The sequence below is a fragment of the Acinetobacter sp. 24-47-64 genome, from assembly GCF_057737055.1.
On the sequence record NZ_CM173215.1, the window covers coordinates 1,188,726 to 1,212,335 of the forward strand.

Here is a 23,610-nt window from a genome sequence, read left to right on the forward strand (position 1 = left end):
TAGGTGCTTTAAGCACCTATTTTTTTGCAGGGAAGAATTACACGTAACTTAAGTTTTGATCTAGAGTCAGTAAGTTGAATGTAGAACCGTCTTTAAATACGATTGATTCAACTTGATGTGCTTCACCTTTAGCCCAATCTTTAATAGTGATTTGATCAGCAGAATCTTTAAGTTTGATGATACGATCATTCCCAGAGTCTTGAACGAGTAAATCATCAATTGAGATACCAGCACCAAATTGAATGGTATCTTGACCACCTTTTTCATAGATTGTATCTACTCCAAAGCCTTGATCAAAATAGTATGTCTCGTTACCAAGATCGCCATACAATTTGTCATTACCAATACCACCATTTAAGATGTTAATCAGACCACCATTTGCGATTAAGGTGTCATCTCCAGCGAGGCCTTTTAGTTCGTTATTTACGAATTTGCTACCTGTGATAATGTTGTCAGATTGGTTACCCGTACCACTTTGTTGAATTTCTGATCCAGCAATCAAAAGTTCTTTGATTGGATTGATCAGCGTAAGGTTTTCAATATTTTCGGTTAATTGATACTGATCTGCAGAACTAATGACAGTGTCTGTACCTTCATAGTTGTGTTCAAGTACGAAGTCATATTTTGATTGTACATAATAGGTATCGTCTCCACGACCACCTACGAGGACATTGATGCCTTCACCACCTTTAAGAATGTCATTGCCCCAACCACCAAAGAGCAAGTCATCACCTTTACCACCTACAAGCGTATCATTGCCGACACCGCCTTTAATGATGTCATTACCATCTTTACCGTTTAAAGTACGTCCTAAAACTGAGTAAGTGGTGATAATGTTGGTGTTAGGATTAAATAAGTTTGTCGCTACAGCTACAGAGCCAGCCAAATCACCTGCATATGCATAAGCAAGTTGAGTCAATGTATTTACAAGTTGATCACGTGAAGAGAAGCCATCATCAAATATTTCACCTTTGACGAATTGTCCAACGAAATTTAAGCCCTCAGTCACGATCTGATTCACAACATCAAAGATACTCGCACCAGCTTTTAAGTTGGCTTTAACTACATCACCCAATAGCTCTAAATACCAAGTAAACGGACGGCTATCACCACCATTCAATTGTGAAGTATCAACACCTAAATAGTGATCAAGAATACTTAATGGTGTGATACCTGTCCAATCACCTAGCTCGCCACCCAAGTTTTCAAGAGCTTGAGTTGCATCCATAAGTACCAATCCAAACTTACCATCAGAGCTTGGTAAATATCCTGCTGGAACAACAGTCTCGCCATCAGCATTTTTAACGCCATTCAAGAAATTGTCAGCTAAAGTTTTGATCAATACATTTGATGCTTGCCAGAATTGTTCATCCGTAATATAGATGCCTTTATCTGCAAGTGATTTACCTGTTCCTAAGCGAACATATTGATAAAGGAAGCTCTGAGGATCAGCTATTGCAACAGCTTCAGCAACTTTTAACCAGTTTTTAGTACCCTGATCAACTGCGTCATTTGATGCTAAATCTTCTTTGATCACGGTATAAATAGGGCGCCAGAAATTTTTACCTTGTAAAGAACCAGTTGAGATAAACTTGTTATATAGTTCTTGAACTTGTTTAAATGCAGATTCACTTACGCGGTAACTAAATTGATTGTCAATTTTGTAGAATTTAGGACGACCGTCATCTGATGGATTAGATTGATCTGGTTGTTTTGGTTGCCCCCATTCTCGATCAAAATGTGAGTCTGAAGGTGGAAGAGTGGCACCAATATCCTTACCAATATTTACGATAATGTCTGAAATTTGATCAATGATTGCATCACCGGCTTTATGAATTTCTTCGAAACCAGGAATGAATTTATCACCAACTTTAACCAATGGCGCAACGCTATCTAATAAATCATTCACGATGCCATCTTTGCCGATAATCAAATTTCCAACCAGCTCACTTGGAATTTTTAAAATTGAATCAAGGCTAAGTTCGCCATCTTTCCATTCATTTTTGTGGTGTGTATCTTTTGCTTCTACATTTGAGCCGAGGGCTTCACCAGCACCACTGAGTAAATTCGATGCTGCATCGATAATACGGTCACCTAACTCATGAACAACTTCAAATGGTTTACCAAGTAGAGCATTACCTGCTAGGCCAATAGGAGAAGCCACATCTAAAACTGTATTGACTAAATTTGCTGTTGTGACTAAACCATTACCTAGTAACTGAGCTGGAATAGAAAGTACTGAGCTAAATTTGAAATCAGGAACATAATCGAAAATAGGTTCAAGTGCATTTTCAACTTGATTTGCAACTGTATTCACAATTGATTTTAGGTTTTCAGTAGCTGATGGAAGCTCTTGAGACCATTCATTATCATAATGCGTATCTTTAGGTTCAATAGTCCCGCCAATCGCTGAGCCAATGTCATGAGCCACATCAGAGACAGCATCAATAATCGTATCACCTGCTTTATGAACAACATCAAAACCAGGGATTAGCGCATTTCCTGCAATAGCAATCGGTGCAGCAGCATCAAGAATATCATTGGCAATATTGGTTGCACCAATAATGGTGTTTCCAATTAAATCCCCAGGAAGGCTTAAAATATTATCTAAGCTGAGTTCTTTGTCTTCCCACTCATTTTTATGATGAGTGTTATTCGGTTCGATGGTTGCACCAAGTGCTTTACCCACTGAATTCACTGCATCTGAAGCTGCATCAATAATTTTATCACCAAGTTCGTGCACTGATTCGAAGGGTTTGCCAAGTAAAGCATTACCTGCTAAACCAATAGGAGAAACTACATCAAGAACAGTATTCACAGCATTGGTGGCAGCGATTAGACCATTACCAACGAGTTGAGCTGGAATTGAGAGAACTGAACTTAATTTAAAGTTAGGTAAGTAATCGAATGATTTATAATTGAACAAAGCCATTGTTATAGTCTCTTATAAAAATAAAGTGTTTTTAATCATTGTTCGTGATTAAAGTGTGATGAGAATCACATTTTATTAATTTAAAATCAATTGCTTTTGTTAGACAAGATCATGAATTTTTTGTCATAATTTAATGAAAAATATAGTAAAGCTTATATGAGAACTGAATAAGATTGATTTTTTCAAAAAAAAAACACCAGTGCAATGACTAGTGTTTCAAGAGCAAATAAAATGTATGATCTAAAAATATAAATATTATAAACTATTGATTTTTATTGGATAAATATTTGTAGTATTGTCTCTTATGATCATACATGGATTGATCTGCACGCTTTAACATATCCTCAATTGTTTCATTCTCAAGGCTTGTAGCAAATCCCATTGATGCACTGATGATATGGTTAGAATAATATTGATTATCGATATTCAATAATTCTTGAATGGTCAAAATCGTCGACTGAACGGTAGTTTCATTTGCACCTTGCATCAAGATAACAAATTCATCACCTCCAATTCGAGAGGCTGTATAACTGGTATTGTGAATCGTTCTACTTAAGATATTACCCATTCTGCGTAAAATCTCATCACCTGCATCATGACCAAAGTGATCATTAATCGGTTTAAGGCCATTCATATCAAGAAAAATTGCAGAAACTGGGCGAATAAGTGCGCGTTCTAATCGATGGATTTCTTCAGTGTAGAACGAGCGATTTTTGAGTTTGGTTAAAACGTCGTGTTTACCTAAATATTCTAAATAGCTCTCAGCTTTTTTTCGCGCTGTAATGTCCGTTAGGGCAAGTTGTACAAGTCCCCAATCTTCTTCATAACCTGGAAACACAGTGAATTGAAGTAAAACATAACGAATTGAACCATCCAAAGCGTAGTTGATTGCTTCACGACTATGATGAATTTTCCCATTCCATAGTTCGATTAATTGTTCCTTAAAAGTTTGATGCATTTCTTTTGAGAAAACCTTTTTTAGATTTTGAAATAAATCAGATTTCGTCGATGCCTTGAATAAATCCAATGTTGCTTGATTGACATCAAGTAATACAATGTCTTCAATGCATTGTTGTACGAAATCTTGATGCACATCTAAAAAAGTTCTGAAATCATCAATACCAATTGATTTAAGATGATCGAGTCTTAATTTAATGCGACTAAAGTCTTCAACCCATAATGATGTGGGTGAATAACTAAATCTTGCTTCAGCTAATCGACGATTTTTTTCTTCTAAACGCCGAGCTTGCATATAACCACTAATATCTTCTGTAGTAAGCAAAATACGGTCTAAACTTTGTTCTGAACCAGGTAAAACGACAGCTCGCAGTTTTATGTCTAAGGGTTGACCACTCAAGGTGAAATTAGTGGTTGTACTTGTAAACTCTAATTCACCCTTCCAAAGTGCAACTAATTCCGCTACATGTGCATCAAACATTTGATGTTGGAAAATGGTGCTTAAATTTTGGGTGAGATGTTTAAGGCTTTGTGCTTCAAAAAGATCGAGTGTTTTTTGATTTACTTTAACAATCTTAATTTGATGTGCGCATAAAGTCACAAGATCTGGATTTTGCTGCAGATGTAAAGCTAAATCAGTAACCCCATCACTACGCCATTGGTTAAAGATGGTTTGAATGGCACTAAAATCTTCCAACCACATTGGGATAGGAGATAAATCAAAAATTGATGAATCAAGTATCTCCATAACTATCCTTGAACTTTTCTTTTAAAACAATAAATTGTGGATAATATAGCACTAAATTATTTTGATATAAAATTCAAATTTTTTATTATTTACGTGATTTAAGACACTTTTTTTAAGCTAAGCTAACGTTGAGCTCAATTCGTTAGATTTTTATTTTGATAAAAATGATGCTTGTTAATATACATGCATTTATCTGCACGGCGTAACATATCTTCTAAGGTTTCGCCTTTAAGTCTTGTGGCATGTCCGAGTGAAACGCTGATAGAAAGATGAGGGTGATCTAGATTATGTTGATGTATTTGAGTTTCAAGATCATGAACAAGGATTTTAACTTGCTCAACATCGGCATGAGGCATCAATAATACAAATTCATCGCCACCTATTCTAGAAATTGAAAAATCTTTTTTGTGAGTGACAAATTGAAGAATTTCGGCAAAGTTTTTTAGATACTGATCACCGACATCATGTCCGAACTGATCATTGATGATTTTTAAACCGTTCATGTCAATGTAAATACAAGACACTGGATAGAGATCAAGTTGCTCAATCCGTTCAATTTCTTCATTAAAATAAGTTCTGTTATGTAAATCAGTTAAAATGTCATGTTGACCCAAATAATGTAAGTGATTTTCTAATTTTTTTCGCTCAGTGATATCTGTAAGGGCGACTTGTATCACCGCCCAATCATCTAAATTATGTGGAAAAATATTTAATTGTTCTAAAACGAAGATTTGTTCTCCATTCGCGTTGTAGAAACTACTTTCTCGCTGTTGATATTCTTCATGATTCCACAATTGTAGTAACTGGCTTTTAAAATTTTCCAAACGTTTAATATCAAATAAATCATGAGAATGATGTAAAAATTGAGATTTATCTTTCACAGCAAAAAGTTTGAGCGCCGCTTCATTGACATCAATGAAATTTATTTGCTCAAAGCATTCCACAACAAATTCTGGATGTTGATGAATGTGTTGGTCTAAATTCTCAATGTTTTGCAAACGGAGCAGCTCAAATCTTTTTTTAATTTGGCTAAAATCCATGATCCATAGTGCTGTTGGATTATAAGTAAATAAAGATTCGGCAAAATGACGTGCTTTTTGATATTGGGAAATATCTTCGGTGGTCATGAGTAGGCATTTCCAATTATCCTCATAACCTTTTAATTTCATACCGCGTAATTGAACATCTAAACGCTTTCCATTGGTCGTATAATTGATCACTGGAATATGATGTTCAGTATTCTTCCAAAGTGATACGAAAAATTGGATTTGGAAAGTGCTGACTTCAGGATGAAGGAACTTCTGAAAACTTTCTAAAATTTCTTCTAAGTTTTTTGCTTCATACAGTTTAAGCGTACTTTGGTTAACACGTAAGGTATGAATCGTACTCAAGCAAAGATGGAGACGACTGTGATCCTCCATCAGATATGCTTCAATATCTTCAATACCTTCAGCAGTCCATTGTTCAAAAATTTGTTTAACACCGCTGAAGTCTTGTAGCCACATCGCAATTGGAGATAAATCAAAGATGGTCAGATCTAAATGATCCATAGATGCGAGCCTTGGTGTTTAAAATTCATTCATTTATACAATATAAGTGAATGAATCTTATAAAATCAACATCTTATTAAACTGATTTTTTTGCTCGATGCTCAGGTTTTGGCGCAGAAATTGACTTAAGCCCTTGCCAAACATCAACAAAATCTTGTTCATTCATTTGGTAGAGTTCAAGTAAGGCCAATACCACACCACCCATCATAAATGCACGATCGGACTTAGGTTCATATTGGAAGGTTTGATCTTTAAGGTGGTAGAGAATATCTTCGATTTCAAAGATGCGTTCACGTCCATTACTGTCTACGGGGAACATCGGCGTTTCGATCAAAATATTCGCTAGTTTCTTTTCAGATTCATTTAAATTAAGTTGCTCAAATGCCGTTTCTAAAGAATCCGCGAACAGCAGTTCAGAAGAAAAAATGGCATGTAATAAAGGTTGGCTTAATTTAGGAAAGGTTCGTTCAACGAAAGGTTTAAATGAAATCGGGAAAATCACATTTTTTGATATACCTTTGAACATGGGTGCTATTTCAGCAACTTTGTAACCTGCTACACCACAACCAACGGCTGTAATAAAATACTTAATCTTGGGGTGGTTTTTTGTATAGATCTTAAAATCATTGATGTAGTGTTCAATCTGGGATAGAGGCATTTGTTGCAAATGCTCATTCATGGTAGGTATTGCATAGCTCTGTCCAGCCCAGCCGCGACCAGCACCTTTAATCGCACCGAAATGTTGAAGTGCAATTTTTGCAGCACCACCTGCATGCGTGCCTGCTAAATTACTACCAAATACAAATACTGTATCTTCATTTAAACTGTTGATAATCGTTTCATCGTGATATTGGTAAGTCATAGTTTTTTACATCAACATGCAATTTAAGTTCATGGTGCAATTGATTGCTGTAAGGGTCAAGTAAAATTGATTGAATTTATGGTTTTCACCCTCATCATCAGATGAGTAAATCATAAAGATTTGAGCAAGCAAGCCATGCATTACCAGTGTTATTGCATATTTTCATCATCTGTATAGCGAGAATTATCGAGTGAGTGACAGTCGTCCATTTGAATTAGTAACTAATTACGAGCCTGCAGGAGATCAACCTCAAGCGATTGAGAAACTTGTTAAAGGAGTACAACAAGGTTTTAAGGATCAATTGCTACTAGGGGTAACAGGCTCTGGTAAGACCTATACGATGGCGAATGTGATTATGCAATTACAACGTCCTACTATTGTAATGGCACATAACAAAACCCTCGCGGCTCAACTCTATGGAGAATTTAAAGCTTTTTTTCCACATAATGCTGTTGAGTATTTTGTAAGTTATTACGATTACTATCAGCCAGAAGCATACGTTCCGTCATCTGATACTTTTATTGAGAAGGATTCTGCTATTAATGATCACATCGATCAGATGCGGTTGTCCGCAACGCGTGCTTTGCTTGAGCGTAAGGATGCCATTATCGTTGCTTCGGTGTCCGCCATTTATGGTTTAGGTGATCCTAACGCATATATGAATATGCTCTTACATATTGTGACAGGTGATCGAGTCAGCCGTGATGAGCTGATTCGTCGATTGGTAGAAATGCAATATACGCGTAATGAACTCGAATTTTTACGAGGTACTTATCGAATTCGTGGAGAAATTCTTGATATTTTCCCCGCAGAGTCAGAACAAAATGCAGTGCGGATTGAGCTATTTGATGATGAAGTGGATTCGATCCGCTGGTTTGATCCTTTGACTGGAAAAATGATTCGTAAAGTCCCACGAATCACGATTTATCCTAAAAGTCACTATGTGACGCCTAAAGATAACTTGCAGCGTGCGATCGAAACGATTCGTGAAGAACTCAATGAGCGCTTGGCATATTTCAGAGCCGAAGATAAATTACTTGAAGCTCAACGTATTGAACAACGTACTCGGTATGACCTTGAGATGATGCAGCAGCTTGGATATACCAATGGTATTGAGAATTACTCGAGACATTTATCAGGTCGACCAGCTGGAGAGGCTCCGCCAACGCTTTTCGACTACTTACCTGAGGATGCATTACTTATTATTGATGAATCGCATGTTACGGTTCCTCAAATTGGTGCGATGTATAAAGGCGATCGATCACGTAAAGAAAACCTAGTGAATTATGGTTTCCGCTTGCCAAGTGCATTGGATAATCGACCAATGAAGTTTGAAGAGTGGGAACGTATTATTCCTACTACAATTTATGTCAGTGCGACGCCTGCAAATTATGAATTAGAAAAATCAGAACAAATTGCTGAGCAGGTGGTGCGTCCAACAGGATTGATTGATCCCGTCATTGAAATTCGACCAGTATTGACTCAGGTGGATGATGTCCTTTCGGAGATTAATCAACGTAAAGATAAAAATGAACGCGTCTTGGTCACAACGTTAACCAAACGAATGGCTGAAGATTTGACGTCATATTTAAAAGAGTATGGGATCAAGGTGGCTTATTTGCACTCTGATATTGATACTGTTGAACGTGTGAAGATCATTCATGAATTACGAACAGGTGTCTACGATGCTTTGATTGGAATTAACTTACTCCGTGAAGGTTTAGACATGCCTGAGGTATCTTTAGTTGCAATTTTAGATGCCGATAAAGAAGGCTTTTTACGCTCTGAACGTTCACTTATCCAAACCATTGGTCGTGCTGCTCGAAATGTTGAGGGAAAGGCTATTTTATATGCGGATCGTATTACGGATTCAATGCAAAAAGCGATTGATGAAACGGAGCGTCGCCGTACCAAACAAATTAATTTTAACTTAGAACATGGCATCACTCCGCGTTCGGCAGTCCGCCAAGTCATCAAAGAAATTGATACTGGTGAAGTGTATGATGATGAGTCAATTGATGAGAATGTATCAGGACAAGCACGTGCATTAAGTGCGGATGAGCGCCATATAGTTTCCGATCCAAAACTATTGGCAAAACATTTGGCTAAATTGGAGAAGGAAATGCTCAAAGCTTCGAAAGAGCTTCAGTTTGAGCAAGCAGCGCGTTTCCGTGATGAGATCGTGCGTTTAAAAGCACAGTTAATTCAGTGATTTAATTTACAGAAAACATTGTAAAATCATCACATAACGTAACATTAAGCCGAAAAATAACCATTATTGTAGAAGAGTAAATGAATACTCACAAACAAATTCAATAAATAGGGGTTATTTAGATGATCAAGAGTCTCCCATCTGCTGGTTTCAATGTTAGCAAGATTGTATTGGGTGGTGCGTTATTGGTTGGTTTAGGGGCAGCAACGATGGTTTATGCTCAGGAGAAGCCACTCAACACTGTTGAGAAAGTTGAACTCGATAAATACTTAGGTGTTTGGTATGAAGTAGCACGTAAGCCACTTTATTTCCAAAACAAGTGTGATCGTGATGTGACTGCGACATATACATTAAATGAAAATGGTAATGTCAATGTTGATAACCGTTGTTTTACTGCTGACGGTAAAGTTACTCAGTCAGTGGGTGAGGCATTTGTACAAAATCAGCCATTTAATACAAAATTGAAAGTTAGTTTCTTGCCGAGTGCTATTCGATGGTTACCAGTTGGTCGTGGCGATTATTGGGTGCTGAAACTGGATGAGGATTATCAAACTGTACTTGTGGGTGAGCCTAAACGTAAGTACATGTGGGTGCTTTCTCGCACGCATAATCCTGATCAAGCAGTTGTGAATGAGTATCTTGATTATGCTAAATCCGTTGGTTATGACTTAAGCGATGTGATACGTACAAAGCAAACGGGTCAAGCACCTGGTTCAACAAAATAATGTTGAAAATGATGAGAACCACGCTAAGGCGTGGTTTTTTTATGCATCAACATCTATTGCTATGAATTCTAGCTATAATATCGTTTGGTAAAATTTAGGTTCAGATATGTTAAAAGGTATAGCATTGTCAGTTATGGCATCAGTAACATTTGGGGTGCTATATTTTTATACGTATTTTCTAAGACCACTAGACAGTGAGCAGACCTTTGCTTGGCGAATGTTAGCAACATTACCTTTTTTAACGCTGTTTATGTGGTGGTCGGGTGATCTAAAATATGTTCGAGAAATTTATAATAAAATTTGCAAACAACCATCTATTTTAATTTGGCTCTTGATCAGTTCGTTTTTGTGTACAACTCAACTCTGGTTATTTTTGTGGGGACCAATCAATGGTCGGGGGCTTGAGGTTTCTTTAGGATATTTTTTGTTGCCTCTGGTGATGGTTCTCTTTGGTTGCGTTCTTTACAAAGAAAAGCTCTCAAAGTGGCAAATTGCAGCAGTGTTTTTTGCAATTCTTGGTGTCAGCCATGAAATCTGGCGCATCGGTACTGTGGCATGGGAGACCATGTATGTTGCTGTGGCTTATCCGATCTACTTTTTTTTAAGAAGAAAATTTGGAACAGATCATTTAGGTGGATTCTGGTGGGATTTATTGCTGGTGATTCCAGTTGCTATTTTTCTAGCATTTTTTTATTCAAACACATTGCCCCTGATTATTGAGTTTAAATATCTCATTTTAGCTGTACTAGGTCTAGGTTGCTTAAGTGCCTTAGGGCTTGGAAGTTACATCTTGGCGAGCAGATATCTTCCATTTGTGATTTTTGGGTTATTGAGTTATTTAGAGCCAATTTTGTTGGCAGGAGCATCAATAGCAATGGGTGAACGCGTGGAAGCAGGAGAATGGTTGACTTATATTCCAATTTGGTTTGCTGTATTGCTCCTTATTTTGGAAGGTACAATTTATCTCTATCGTCAAAGAAGAACTGAAAAGTTACTTCAATATCAACATAAGAAACTACAATCGCGTCTAGCCAAAAAAGATGAGCACTAAGTTTCATATCATTACATAAGCATGAGTTGTACATAAGAGTTTTTGACTGAATGATAAGAATAATTACTTATTCTTTAAAAATATTTGTGACATAATTAACTAAAACATAAAAATGTGGTAAATTTGTTAAATCAATAATAATTCTAATTTAACAATCATGATTCAGTACCAAACAAGAGCAGCATTATTACAGATGGAGCCTAGTCTGGATTTAAACTGGCAAAGACTCTTAGAGCGTATATTTCAACATTCAGATAGTGACGTTCGCGAAGAAATTGATCGTCAAATTCTCAAACCTAAAGATATATTTTGGAATCGTGTGAATAACACATTCGAATATAAAGTCACGACGTCGCTGGGAATTTTAAAGCATAGTTTTTCTAGTGAAAGAATGCGCTCCATTGCAGCAAAGTTATGTCAATCTATCCAATGGTTGAAGGAGATGACGGATTGCGTACAAGTGGCAGACTATTTAGAAAATGCGCTGTATCAAATTGACCTAATTGCTGTTGAGGACAATTTAAAATTACAACGCGAAAAAATGTTAATGCGTCGGGTTTTTTTGCAAGATGTTGCTAAGTTAATTCGTGAATTAAATCTTGAAACACCAGTTGGAGCTCGTCAGTTAACTTCAGCTCAGATTAAGAGCTTTATGATAGAGGTATTTATTAAGCAACAATTATTGGGGTATTGGTTTAAACCCCTTCTACCTAGAAGCTCATCGATCATGGAGCATCCTTTTTTTGCACAATGGTTGCTGAAAGAACAGTCCATTCGACACTTTGATATTGTTAAAACCTCTGAATTTCTATTCGTCATCGCACCAACCAGTCAGTTTGAACAAAATCCATTTTCGATCCGTCGTTTTTTATTTGAAGATCGAATGGAATACAACCAGCAAATTTATCTCAATGGGTTGGTTTTGGATATGCGCCGTTACAATGAAGAGGGGTATATCAAACAGTTTATGGAACACGTGCAGATGATGGTTACTATTCAGCATCAAGTCCATAAAGATGTCATACAAATTGTGCAAGAATTTGAAGATGTTGCTGAACAGATGATATTACCGCTTTTGTCACAAAATTTAGGGATGGCTGGAAGTAATAGTGATTTTGTAGCCAAACAGCATTTACGGAAGATTGAGCAAGCATTGACTGTCGAATTGCTACAACCTCTCGTGGTGGCTTTAGAACAGCATTTATCACATATTGAAGAATATGAGCATCTGTTTAAAAGTGTGCATCGCATATTTTCAGATATTCTGGCGAATTATAAAGATTTTAAACAACAGCCTTCATTATTTTTTAATTCCTCAGTCCAATTGTTTGAATACAAGTTGTTAGCCTATTTAAAACTACTTGAAAAGCGTAAAGATGAAATATTTGTACCATTGAATATGTATGAGCGTGGAGTCATGCATGAGCGCTCCAAGAAACCGTTAAATGCATTACAAGAAGATTTAAGCCAACATATTCAAGATTACCGAGAAATGCTGTCTCATACGATGCGTTTGAAACGAGATTATGCTGAAGTTCAAGGCTCATTTTTAAAAAGAATGGTGGCTGGAGAAAAGCTAGAAAAAGAACTTCAACAAACTTCATTGGCCATGGTGAAAATCAAGAAGCAGGCTTATCTAGATATTTTAAGTGTGCCTAAAAACTATCGAAAATATAGTGTATTTATTGAATTTGAAAGTTTTTCAGCTACAAGTGAGTTTGAACGACATTATGCATTCCCTTCGGGGCAAAATGGTTTAACTAAGCTTCCAGTATTGGTCAAACTCCCAGAAAACTTAGAAGATTTTAATTTAGAAGATTTAAATATGATGTTGAGTCAGGATATTTCGGCTTCACCAGTATTTAGTTGAACAGGCTGTAACTCAGTGACGAAATTGGATTTGTAGGCTTAATGATCAGTATTTGATATCTAAATGAAATCATTTACCCAAAAAATTATATTGTAATTCAATTGCTAAAATATATTTTTTACAAAGAGAAAATTGCTTTAGTAAAAAATAAAACGAGTTTTCATTTCAACTCTGAGTTAATTCCTTTACAATTATGGGGTTTTGAAATTTATGCTTAGATTTACAATTAATTAGAGGACGTATCTGTGAGCAAAGACACTATCGTTGCCCTACATGCAGAGCACCAAGGTCGCTGGAAAAACCGTGAAGAACTCGCGGAACGTATGATTGCCCTTGTTGGTCAGTTATACCGTGAAAAAAACATCGTAGCTACAGTATACGGTCGCTCTTTAATTAACCGCTCGGTTATCCAAATTCTTAAAGCTCACCGTCGTACACGTGTTTTAGACGTTGAACTTTCTGCTGTAGATACTTTCCCAATCCTTGAAGCATTGGTTAAAGTACAAAATATCGGCACAGCTGAAATCGATTTAGGCAAACTTGCTGTAGAATTTAAAGCAAAAGGTGGCGATGTAGATGCATTCGTTGCTGACGCTGTTAAATCACTACAAGGCAATGCCGCATCTGTTGAGCATAAAGATGTTGTGCTTTATGGTTTTGGTCGTATTGGTCGTATCCTTGCACGTCTTATGATTGGTCAGTCTGGTCTTGGTCGTGGTCTAAATCTTAAAGCGATTGTTGTTCGTAAATCATCTGATGGTGATTTAGAGAAACGTGCTTCTTTACTTCGTCGTGACTCTATTCATGGTCCATTTGCAGGTACGATTTCTGTAGATGAAGAGAACGAAGCAATTATTGCGAATGGTCAATTCATCAAAGTGATCTATGCATCTAATCCATCAGAAGTGGATTACACTGCATATGGTATTGAAAATGCATTGGTGATTGATAACACTGGTAAATGGCGTGACGCTGAAGGTCTTGCTCAGCACCTTAAATGCCCAGGCGCTGCACGTGTAATTTTAACTGCACCTGGTAAAGGTGATATGAAGAACGTTGTGTTTGGTGTTAACCAAGCTGACATTCTTGATGAAGATACAATCATCTCTGCTGCAAGCTGTACTACAAACGCGATTACACCGACGTTGAAAGTACTTCATGACAAATATACAGTGATTAATGGTCACGTTGAAACAGTTCACTCATTCACGAACGACCAAAACTTGATCGACAACTACCATAAAGCTGACCGTCGTGGACGTGCTGCAACGTTGAACATGGTGATCACTGAAACGGGTGCTGCTAAAGCAGTTGCTAAAGCACTTCCAGCGCTTAAAGGCAAATTAACTGGTAACTCTGTACGTGTTCCAACACCTAACGTGTCTTTAGCAATCCTTAATCTGACTTTAGATAAAGAAGTTGATCGTGATGAAGTGAACGAATATATTCGTCAAATTTCTATCAACTCTAATCTACAAGGTCAAATTGGTTATACAAATTCTACTGAAGTTGTATCATCTGACTTTATCGGTTCACGCACTGCAGGTGTTTTTGATGCGCAAGCAACAATTACGTCTGGTAACCGTTTAACAGCATATGTATGGTACGACAACGAAGTAGGTTATAGCTGCCAAGTTCTGCGTATCGCTGAACAAATGGGCGGCGTAAGCTATCCAAAAGTTCCTGCTGAAACAAATGCATAATTTGTAAGGCATAAAAAGAGCCTCTTTCGAGGCTCTTTTTTATTTGCCTAAATTTACGTAATTAAGACTTTAGAGCAATATGGTTTCTTCAAAATAAGTGGTTTAATATTGAAAAATTGCGTATTTGTTCACATAAAATATGGATTGTGAGCAGGTGATTAAAAAAAATAAGTGTTAAAGGATTATATTTTTGCGCATCAAATATCTTGTCATTGGCTTCGTGCTGATTGCTTTGGCTGCCTCGAGTGGTATAGTAATTGCCTTATGGGTTTTTCAACATTTTAAAATTTACATTCCACTTGAAGATCAAGCCGTGAATATTGATCTTCAGGAGCCATTGCAAGCGAAAGTTCAAATCCATGATGCTTTGGATGTGAATGTGACAGGTCGCGTGAAAACGACCATTCCAATACGTGAAAATCTTTCTATTCCTGTACAACAAACATTGAATCCTATGGTTCATTTCGACAATCAAGTACCAATTAAAACGGTTATTCCAGTCCGTGAAAATTTGATTGTGGATCAAAATTTAGCAGTAGATACTAAAGTTAAGGTTCGCATTTTGGGCAAAGATATTACACTGCCATTGAAAGGGACGATTCCAATTAAACTTGATGTACCTGTTGAAATGGATGTTCCCTTAGATCAAATGGTTCACTTGAAATTTCAAGCACCTGTTCAAGCGGATTTAAAAGAGAATCTACGCATCCCATTAAAAAAGGATTTAGATGTGGATATACCAGTAGAAGGTCATTTGAATGCACCAATTAAAACTGCGTTAGAGGCTTCAGTCAACGTACAAAATACTTTGCCAATTAAAATACAAAAAGGTGAGTTGGTTATCCCACTCAATACCTTAACATTACAAAAAAATCAAAAAGTGGAAGCAGCATCACCCATTAAAGTTCAGAAGGATGATCAATCTGCTGAATCGGTGAAAGCCCAGTGAGCTCAAGAAGCATGAGTGCTAAAAAAATCGTGGGATATGGTTCGCTCTTATTTATTATTGTGGCAAGCATTGTTGCCGTAGGTTTTTGGCTATATCTCAATATTCAAGCATCTGTTCAAGTCAGTGCGAAGAATGCAAGTGTACAGTTGTCAGAATCATTGCCGACCAAAATTGATGTTGGGAATTATCTTGAGGTACAAGCGATTGGCGCATTAAAAACAGAAATTAAAGTACAGGAAAATATTGATTTAGATTTGCAGGGTAAATACAAAACCAATCTCAAATTTAAAGTCGAAGTCCCTGTTTCTGTGAGTGTGGATTATCAAACGAAAGTAAAAATCGATCAAACGATTCCAATTAGTGCAACAACAGATTTGGTGTATAAAACACGATTTTTACCTAAATTTCCGTTAAATTTAGATTTGCCTATTCAGCTTGAAGTTCCATTTCATTTAAAACGTACTTATCAGGTTCCGATTACGATTGATTTTGATGGTCCTGTCTATTTAGATTTGCATGAGCAGCTTGATGTGGATATTGATCATGTTTTCAAACCTGTATTGCATTTAAATGATCCAATTTTGATGAAGGATGTATCTAGTTTTAGAGCAACAATGTACAACTTGGAGCGTGAAACAAAAGCAAATTTAGATATGAACTTGGATTTACCTCTGCGCAATATTAAAAAGTAAAAACTCCCCTTTAAGGGGAGTCTATTCTCTAAGCATTCAGGGCTCGCTGAATGCTTTCACGAATCGATGTAGTTTTTCGACCAATTAAATGTTCAAGATCTTTGCGTTCACTGTACATCGCACCATGGGCGGTGTGAAGATCTGCATCTACAATGACGTCAATGAGACCTAGTGGTAAACCAGCTTGAATTAATCCTTGACGATAATCTTCTGGAGATAAGTTTTGATATTTCACAGGCTGTTGTGAAAACTCAGAAAGTAGGGTCGAAAAATCATTTAAGTTAAAGCTTTCGCTACCAGCAAGCTCGTAAATTTTGTTCAAATGTTGAGCTGATTCATCATTTAATATTTGAGCTGCAGCAGTGGCATAATCCAAACGAGAAGCTGAACTAATTAAACCATCTTGAGCCGCTCCGTACACAATGCCTGTCTCGATTTGATGGGTGAGCGCAGATAAATAGTTTTCGCTATACCAATTATTTCTTAAAAAGGTGTAGGTAATAGAACTTTCACGTATTAATTTTTCCGTTTCTCGATGTTCATTGGCTAAGCCAAGCGGAGAATGATCTGCGTTCAGTAAGCTGGTATAGATTAAGTGAGGAACTCTAGCTTTAATTGCAGCATCAATAACAGCCTTATGTTGTGGAGTGCGACGACCAATTTCATTGGCAGAAATGAGCAGGAGTTTATCAACATCCTGAAGGGAATTTGCGAGATCATCTGGCTGATCATAATCAAATTTGCGTACTTGAATATCTTCAGAAAATAAAATTTTAGCTTTTTCTGGGTTGCGAACCAAAGCAATAATTTCATGCTTGCTATGAAGTTTTTTAAGTTCTTGAACAACTAAACGACCTAATTCACCAGTTGCACCTGTAATCGCAATTTTCATTTTAATTTCCTCTTAATGTGGCTAAAAAAATAAACTTGATGCAGGCATATTAATCTGTTAACTTACTTAATGAAAGTACGTACCTAAAAGTAAGTTATTAACTGTTAAGAGAAAAATGATGAATACATATGCGCATAGTGATTTATTAGGTCAAGTTTTATCCAGTGAATGTCCTTCTCGTGAAATTTTGGAGCATCTCACCAGTAAATGGTCAGTTCTCGTCCTAAGTTGCTTGAGTGATGGTGTGCATCGTTTTAGTGAGCTAAAACAAAGAATTGAGGGGGTGAGCGAAAAAATGTTGGCTCAGACACTAAAAACCTTAGAAAAAGATGGTTTTATTTTGCGCACTGTCTATCCAGTAGTTCCTCCAAAGGTGGAGTATCAACTCACTGTATTGGGTTCAAATGCAGCGATGAAATTAAATGAGTTGATCCATTGGATTGAGCGAAATTTACCCGAGATTTTGGAAAGTAAGGCAATTATTACGCGATAGTTATATTTCATCATTTCGTTATCGCTCAGTTTAAAGTGTGTACTGAGCGAGATGTTTATATGGTTTTCATGATCTTAAAATCATAACGATTAATACATAAAATTAAAATTGAGAAAAACAGTCCCAAAGCAACGCAACCAATCCATGCATAATGTTCCCAAGCATAGACAGCACCTAAAGAACCTAATGCAGCGCCTGAAAAGTAAATGGTCATATATACAGCATTAATTCGTGAGCGTGCTTGACCATCAATACGATAGACTAGATTTTGATTCAAAACATGAAATGCAGTGAGACCAAAATAGCTCATCAATACGCCAAGTGCATAAATGAAGATGTTCTGTTGCGCGAAATATAATGGAATACAAGAGAACAGCATCAAGGTGATACATAATTGAGCGACAAATTCTTCTTTCCCTTTGCCAACTGTTTTACCAGACCAACTCGAGGAATAAATTCCGATAATACCTAACAGACCAAATAGACCAATTTGAAAATCAGTAAATTGATATGGGGCACTCCCTAAAACAAAAGTCATCGATGTAAACACCATTGAGAGAATGCCAAATCCTAGGGCACCCGCGCAGGCACGGCGTATGAGATGCGGATTATGCTTTGCGATGCTCCAAAGAGATTTGTAAATATCGGTGACTTGTAAATGCGAAGCAGGTTGAGTGTTGGGGAGTTTTTTCCACATTAAACACGCAAAACATAAAGTCAAAATACCACTACTGAAATAAACGCCTTCCCAAGACCAATAAGTTGAAACAAAGCCGGCAAATGTCCTAGATAAAATAATCCCCATGACCAATCCGCTCATGAGTTTACCTACAACTGCCGAGCTTAATTCCGGTGGGCTAATGGAAGAAGCAAATGGAATTAATACTTGTGCTGATATGGCTCCAAATGTTGCACAAAGGGTAAAGATATATAAAGTGCTAATATCTGAGCTTAAAGACAAAAGGATCTGCGAAATTGCCGCAAATATCATTAAACTCACAATGAGTTTTCGTTTATTAAAAAAATCTCCAAGGGGAACCAAAAGCATGAGTCCGAGCATATAACCTACTTGAGCGATAACTACGGTAAACCCGGCTTGGCTGGTCGAAATTTCTAAACTTCTTTCGATTGAATAAATCAGTGGTTGATTGAAATAGGCTGAACCTGCACAGACACCACAGGCCAAAGCCATAATAAGCACGAATTGTGAGGATAAAGGGGTAGCAGAGCGATCCATGTCAAAATCTTAGAGTGCAATTTAATGCACTATAGGCATTATTTTGTGGTTTCAGAAATAAATAAAACCAATGATGTTATTTGATAAAACAATGAGTAATGAATAAATCAAATTTAATGCAGTGATACACCAAAATATTAAAGACTCAATTTATGAAAAAAGTCGCTAACTTATTCTCAACCAGCATAAATATAGTCGAGAAATACTTTAAAATATGGCAGAATAGGCGGTTTTAAAGTTTTTAGAGGATTGGCATTATGCGCTTTGTTGATGAAGCAGTCATTACCGTAGAGGCTGGCGACGGTGGCAATGGCGTAGCCAGTTTTCGCCGTGAAAAATTCGTACCATTTGGTGGTCCAGATGGTGGTGATGGTGGTCGTGGTGGCAGCGTATATATTCAAGCTGATGACAACACCAGTACGCTTGTAGATTATCGTTATACCCGTAGATTTCGTGCTGAACGTGGTAAAAATGGTGCTGGCGCAAACTGTGCAGGTCGCGGTGGTGAATCCGTAACACTATATGTTCCAGTAGGAACAACAATTGTAGATACTGAGTCTGGCGACATCATTGGTGATTTAATTGAAAATGGTCAACGTGTTCTTGTTGCTCAAGGTGGTGACGGTGGTTTAGGTAACACTCACTTTAAGTCATCAACGAACCGTGCTCCACGTAAATGTACACATGGTAACAAAGGTGAGTTCCGCGAAATTCGCCTAGAGCTGAAAGTTTTGGCAGATGTTGGCTTATTAGGTATGCCAAATGCGGGCAAATCAACATTTATTCGTGCTGTCTCTGCAGCAAAACCAAAAGTAGCAGATTACCCATTTACAACTATGGTACCTAATCTTGGTGTTGTAGATGCAGATCGTCACCGTTCATTTGTAATGGCTGATATTCCAGGTTTGATCGAAGGTGCTGCAGAAGGTGCAGGTCTTGGTATTCGCTTCTTAAAACATTTGGCGCGTACTCGTATTCTTCTACATATCGTGGATGTACAGCCAATTGATGGATCAGATCCAGCTTATAATGCTAAGGCAATTTTAAATGAACTTTTAAAGTTCTCTCCAACATTGTCAAAACTCCCAGTGGTGTTGGTTTTAAATAAAGTAGATCAGTTGCCTGAAGACTCAAGAGATGAGTGGTGCAATCACATCCTTGAAGAGTTGAAATGGGAGGGTCCAGTATTTAAGACTTCAGGCTTGATGTCTGAGGGAACCAAAGAAGTCGTTTATTATTTAATGGATCAAATTGAACAACAGCGCGAACGCGAAGTTGAAGATCCAGAGTATGCAGCAGAAATGCAAGCATTCCGTGATCAGCTTGAAGCTGAAACACGTGAACAAACCATTGCCGCTAAAGAGGCTTATCGTGAAATGCGTCGTAAACAACGTCTTGCCAGTCAAGAGGATGACGATTTTGACGATGATGAAGATGATGGCGAAATGGAAGTGTACTACGTACGTTAATCTCTTTATATAAGAGACAGAGGACAAGATGATAGAAGTGGTAGATGGGCAACGTCAGCTCAAGGGTTGCAAAAGAATCGTTGTTAAAATCGGATCATCTTTACTCACAGCAAACGGAAAAGGTTTAGATATAGATGCAATCTCGCATTGGGCGGGGCAAATTGCAGATCTACACAATGCAGGGCATGAGATTATTCTCGTGTCTTCCGGTGCTGTGGCTGAAGGTATGGTTCGAATGAAACTTGAGAATCGACCCACGGATCTACCCAGTCTTCAAGCTTGTGCTGCCATTGGTCAAATGGGGCTCATACAAACTTGGTCAAGTGTATTGTTGAATCACAATATTCAATCTGCCCAAGTTTTATTGACTCATGATGACTTGGCTGACCGTCGCCGTTATTTGAATTCTTGTGATGCTTTACAACATTTAATCGATTGGAAAGTGATTCCAGTGATTAATGAAAATGACACTGTATCTACTGATGAGATTCGATTCGGAGACAATGATACTTTAGCTGCAATGGTTGCAGGCCAAGTTCATGCTGATTTATTGATTATTTTGACAGACCAAGAGGGGATGTTTGATTCAGATCCTCGCTCAAATCCTAATGCGAAGTTGTTTCATACAGTTCGCGCATTAGATGAAAGTTTGTTTGATATGGCAGGTGGTGGTGGTAAGTTTGGTCGAGGTGGAATGCTGACCAAAGTACGTGCTGCTCGTTTAGCTGCGAAATCAGGATGTCCTACACTGATTGCCAGTGGAGACAGTAATCATGTGTTAACTCGATTAATGTCGGGTGAGATGCTGGGTACGTTGTTTATCACTGATAATGATCGAATCACTGCTCACCAACAATGGTTAGCTGCACATTTGCAAACTGCAGGGCGATTGGTGATTGATGATGGTGCTGTGAAAGCAATCAAAGAAAATCATCGGAGTTTATTGCCTGTAGGTGTGAAAGCAGTTGAAGGGCATTTCGAGCGTGGTGATGTGGTGGAGTGTGTGGATCAGCAACGGCATCGCGTCGCAGTTGGTCGTGTTAACTTTAGTTCACGTAGCGCTGAAATTGTCAAAGGCTTACCCTCAGATAAGGTACACCAAGTTCTAGGTGAAGCACGTTCATTAGAAATGATTCATCGCAATCATATGGCGATCTATTAATTTCTTATTAAAAAAAGCTCGCTTAGGCGAGCTTTTTTTGTGGGTCAAGATCGGGTAATTGATGAGATGATCCGACCATATAAGGATAATCAGCCATATCTAACATCGCTTGATCCTCATAAGAATTTCCATAAGCATAAATTGATTGAAATTGGTCTACATCATATTGCTTGAGTATGCGCTGTCTTTTTTCTTCGCCACTACAATCAGGAGAAGAATAATGACCCGTATAAAACTGATTGAGCACTTCAGTTTCAGTACAAATCAAATCTACATTTAAAATCTGAGAAATGGGTTTTAAATAAATATCAATGGATGCAGAGACAATCGCAATGCGGTCACCACGGAGTTGATGCTTGATCAATTGTTCATAAATGGGTGAGTTTAAGTGTTGTTGTAATGAATGGGCGTATTCAAGTGCAATCGGATCTGCATCAGACCTAGAAAATCCAGTAAACATTGCCTTGAATAGCTTAGGGCGCATTGCGTGCGCGGGGTAAATATTTAAAAAATAGGCTTGAATCCAAGGCAGGGTTTTTAGTCCTTGCTTAACAATATGTCGTTTTGATAAGGCGTAAAAGATAAAGCTAGTAAAACTATCTTTATCACATAATGTTCCATCAAAATCAAATAATGCTAGGTTTTGATTCTTTTTGCTTTCTGTATACATGTTTGATATCGACCGTTAACTCGCGTAGCAAACCAGTTGGTATTGTAGTCGCGACTAAGCTTAGGACCTGAAATAACCACTTCAGGCATAATGGCATAAAATTTTTCTTTTCCAATTTTCTTTTCGTAAAGCTCAGTCACAGCTTTATAGGTTTGCGTATCTTCAAACTTTTTCTCTTTTTCTTTCTTTAAATCAGCTCGAATTTGACGAGGTGTAATAAATACATTATTTGCGGCAAATACATTGATAAGTTCTTGTTCAGATTGACTCTTTTCAGCTTTTGGATTGCCATTTTTATTGTACAGTAATAAGTCTCCATCAAGCGTTAACTCCGCTGCTGTTAATTCATTGAGCATGCTTTGGAAAGCGGCGTTACGACTTGAATACATGCCTGAATTGTAGTCTGCAAAGCGATATATGGGTTGATCATAATCTGCTGGATACATCATCAGGCGGTGAATACCATAATAGAGTCCGCCATATTGACTATAAAGGTCTGATCTTAGATCTGCGATACTTCCACCTTGGCGCTTATGATCTTTTGCATAGCTAATATGAACTTGCATAGAGCCTAAAGTGGTAATGGGATTTAGTTTTTCACCAATATCTTGACCAACGAGTTTAGCTGCACCAGTGAGTGCACTGACATGGTAGTGTTTTGCCATGTGAGCAAAAATCTCACGATACAATTCATCTAATTCTCGTTCGGTAGAGACTTTTCGCATTTGTTTTAGATAATTGTCTTCAGGTGTTGGTTGATTTTTTAAGACTTCTTGGAAATACCCAGCAACGGTGCCTCCGATACTATCTCCTAATTTATCTTTGAATTTTTCATCTAAACGATCTTCAATTTCTTTAACTGCTTTGGCACCTAGTCCGGGTACATGGGGATCTGCAACAAAATTAGATTCTTGATCGACTACAGCAATAATGGTACACACATTTTCTTTCGTTTGAGGTATACCAAGTTGCTCGGTTATTTTATAAATATCCTCGGCCCATGAACCACGATTATTAACGCGGCCAGGAATGAGTTTTGAGATTTGTTCTGCATCAATCGTTTTATCTTGTGTGTTCCACCATGATGAATCACCACAAGCACTCATGAATAAACTTAATGTAGCAACACTACAGGCTTTAAAAATTACATTAGAGCGAAAGCTATTTTTCATAAATGCAAAGTATCAGGGATAAAGATTCTAGCGAAGTATACTATTTCATTCACGATTTGTGAGAACTTATATGTATACAAGATGATGGCAGCATGCTTCAAATCAAAATCTAAGTTTTGAGCTTAAGTTCATCCATTAACATTCAAGCAAAATGAGATAAAACATATTTTTAGTTTCAAACGTTATATAATTTAATGCTTGTATCTAATTTCAATCTCTCAATGAGTGCAGATTTAAAAAGTTAAGCATTCTGAAACTGTTTCA

The 23,610-nt window shown here is 37.4% G+C and carries 18 protein-coding genes; 10 read left to right on the forward strand and 8 right to left on the reverse strand.

Going from position 1 to position 23,610, the window contains the following annotated elements; translation table 11 throughout:
• Window positions 1-37: 37 nt before the first annotated feature.
• The 4 genes from AC1M85_RS05665 to AC1M85_RS05680 all read right to left on the reverse strand — a co-directional run bounded on the left by AC1M85_RS05665 (window position 38) and on the right by AC1M85_RS05680 (window position 7,049).
• Window positions 38-2,932: a calcium-binding protein gene (locus tag AC1M85_RS05665; RefSeq protein WP_488213723.1), complete on the reverse strand. Its 2,895-nt coding sequence runs from the start codon at window positions 2,930-2,932 to the stop codon at window positions 38-40.
• A 262-nt stretch (window positions 2,933-3,194) separates the two neighbouring features.
• Window positions 3,195-4,637 (reverse strand): sensor domain-containing diguanylate cyclase, encoded by a 1,443-nt coding sequence (locus AC1M85_RS05670; protein WP_481590307.1) that lies wholly within the window; start codon window positions 4,635-4,637, stop codon window positions 3,195-3,197.
• Between the two features lie 134 nt (window positions 4,638-4,771).
• Complete coding sequence (locus AC1M85_RS05675) at window positions 4,772-6,187, reverse strand: sensor domain-containing diguanylate cyclase (RefSeq protein ID WP_092767051.1); 1,416 nt, start codon at window positions 6,185-6,187, stop codon at window positions 4,772-4,774.
• Between the two features lie 76 nt (window positions 6,188-6,263).
• Window positions 6,264-7,049 carry an A1S_2505 family phage non-structural protein gene (locus AC1M85_RS05680; RefSeq protein ID WP_488213724.1) on the reverse strand — a complete coding sequence of 262 codons (786 nt, stop codon included), beginning with the start codon at window positions 7,047-7,049 and terminating at the stop codon, window positions 6,264-6,266.
• Between the two features lie 190 nt (window positions 7,050-7,239).
• Between AC1M85_RS05680 and uvrB the strand changes: the two genes are divergently transcribed.
• From uvrB to AC1M85_RS05715, 7 genes are all read left to right on the forward strand, one after another.
• Complete coding sequence (uvrB, locus tag AC1M85_RS05685; protein ID WP_488213725.1) at window positions 7,240-9,261, forward strand: excinuclease ABC subunit UvrB; 2,022 nt, start codon at window positions 7,240-7,242, stop codon at window positions 9,259-9,261.
• Between the two features lie 122 nt (window positions 9,262-9,383).
• Entirely contained in the window at window positions 9,384-9,986 is a 603-nt protein-coding gene (locus tag AC1M85_RS05690) for a lipocalin family protein (protein WP_481589036.1), read from the forward strand.
• A 106-nt stretch (window positions 9,987-10,092) separates the two neighbouring features.
• The gene (gene rarD, locus AC1M85_RS05695; RefSeq protein ID WP_481607639.1) at window positions 10,093-11,037 is read left to right on the forward strand and encodes an EamA family transporter RarD; all 945 of its coding nucleotides are present in this window, start codon (window positions 10,093-10,095) and stop codon (window positions 11,035-11,037) included.
• Window positions 11,038-11,194: 157 nt separating this feature from the next.
• A complete protein-coding gene (locus tag AC1M85_RS05700; protein WP_488213726.1) occupies window positions 11,195-12,907 on the forward strand; it encodes a hypothetical protein in 1,713 nt (570 codons plus the stop codon).
• 245 nt (window positions 12,908-13,152) lie between these two features.
• The gene (locus tag AC1M85_RS05705) at window positions 13,153-14,610 is read left to right on the forward strand and encodes a glyceraldehyde-3-phosphate dehydrogenase (protein ID WP_180028420.1); all 1,458 of its coding nucleotides are present in this window, start codon (window positions 13,153-13,155) and stop codon (window positions 14,608-14,610) included.
• 190 nt (window positions 14,611-14,800) lie between these two features.
• The gene (locus AC1M85_RS05710; RefSeq protein WP_488213727.1) at window positions 14,801-15,559 is read left to right on the forward strand and encodes an MFS transporter; all 759 of its coding nucleotides are present in this window, start codon (window positions 14,801-14,803) and stop codon (window positions 15,557-15,559) included.
• Between the two features lie 11 nt (window positions 15,560-15,570).
• On the forward strand, window positions 15,571-16,251 hold the full coding sequence (locus AC1M85_RS05715; protein ID WP_488213728.1) for a hypothetical protein: 681 nt from the start codon (window positions 15,571-15,573) through the stop codon (window positions 16,249-16,251).
• A gap of 28 nt (window positions 16,252-16,279) precedes the next feature.
• Here the strand turns inward: AC1M85_RS05715 and AC1M85_RS05720 are convergent, their stop codons facing one another.
• Window positions 16,280-17,143 (reverse strand): SDR family oxidoreductase, encoded by an 864-nt coding sequence (locus AC1M85_RS05720; RefSeq protein ID WP_488213729.1) that lies wholly within the window; start codon window positions 17,141-17,143, stop codon window positions 16,280-16,282.
• Between the two features lie 118 nt (window positions 17,144-17,261).
• On the opposite strand from AC1M85_RS05720, the gene AC1M85_RS05725 reads away from it, so the two are divergent.
• Window positions 17,262-17,636, forward strand: a complete 375-nt coding sequence (locus tag AC1M85_RS05725; protein ID WP_092767041.1) for a winged helix-turn-helix transcriptional regulator — start codon at window positions 17,262-17,264, stop codon at window positions 17,634-17,636.
• 55 nt (window positions 17,637-17,691) lie between these two features.
• Here the strand turns inward: AC1M85_RS05725 and AC1M85_RS05730 are convergent, their stop codons facing one another.
• The gene (locus AC1M85_RS05730) at window positions 17,692-18,873 is read right to left on the reverse strand and encodes an MFS transporter (protein WP_488213730.1); all 1,182 of its coding nucleotides are present in this window, start codon (window positions 18,871-18,873) and stop codon (window positions 17,692-17,694) included.
• Between the two features lie 257 nt (window positions 18,874-19,130).
• Here AC1M85_RS05730 and cgtA point away from each other — a divergent pair, with 257 nt between their 5' ends.
• On the forward strand, window positions 19,131-20,342 hold the full coding sequence (gene cgtA / locus AC1M85_RS05735) for an Obg family GTPase CgtA (protein WP_092767039.1): 1,212 nt from the start codon (window positions 19,131-19,133) through the stop codon (window positions 20,340-20,342).
• Window positions 20,343-20,370: 28 nt separating this feature from the next.
• On the forward strand, window positions 20,371-21,504 hold the full coding sequence (gene proB / locus AC1M85_RS05740) for a glutamate 5-kinase (protein ID WP_035265485.1): 1,134 nt from the start codon (window positions 20,371-20,373) through the stop codon (window positions 21,502-21,504).
• Window positions 21,505-21,526: 22 nt separating this feature from the next.
• Here proB and AC1M85_RS05745 read toward each other — a convergent pair whose 3' ends face one another.
• Both AC1M85_RS05745 and AC1M85_RS05750 read right to left on the reverse strand, forming a co-directional pair.
• Window positions 21,527-22,174, reverse strand: a complete 648-nt coding sequence (locus tag AC1M85_RS05745) for an HAD-IB family hydrolase (RefSeq protein ID WP_488213731.1) — start codon at window positions 22,172-22,174, stop codon at window positions 21,527-21,529.
• On the reverse strand, window positions 22,141-23,346 hold the full coding sequence (locus AC1M85_RS05750; RefSeq protein WP_488213732.1) for a DUF1615 domain-containing protein: 1,206 nt from the start codon (window positions 23,344-23,346) through the stop codon (window positions 22,141-22,143). Before AC1M85_RS05750 ends, AC1M85_RS05745 begins: the two co-directional genes overlap by 34 nt.
• Window positions 23,347-23,610: the final 264 nt, after the last annotated feature.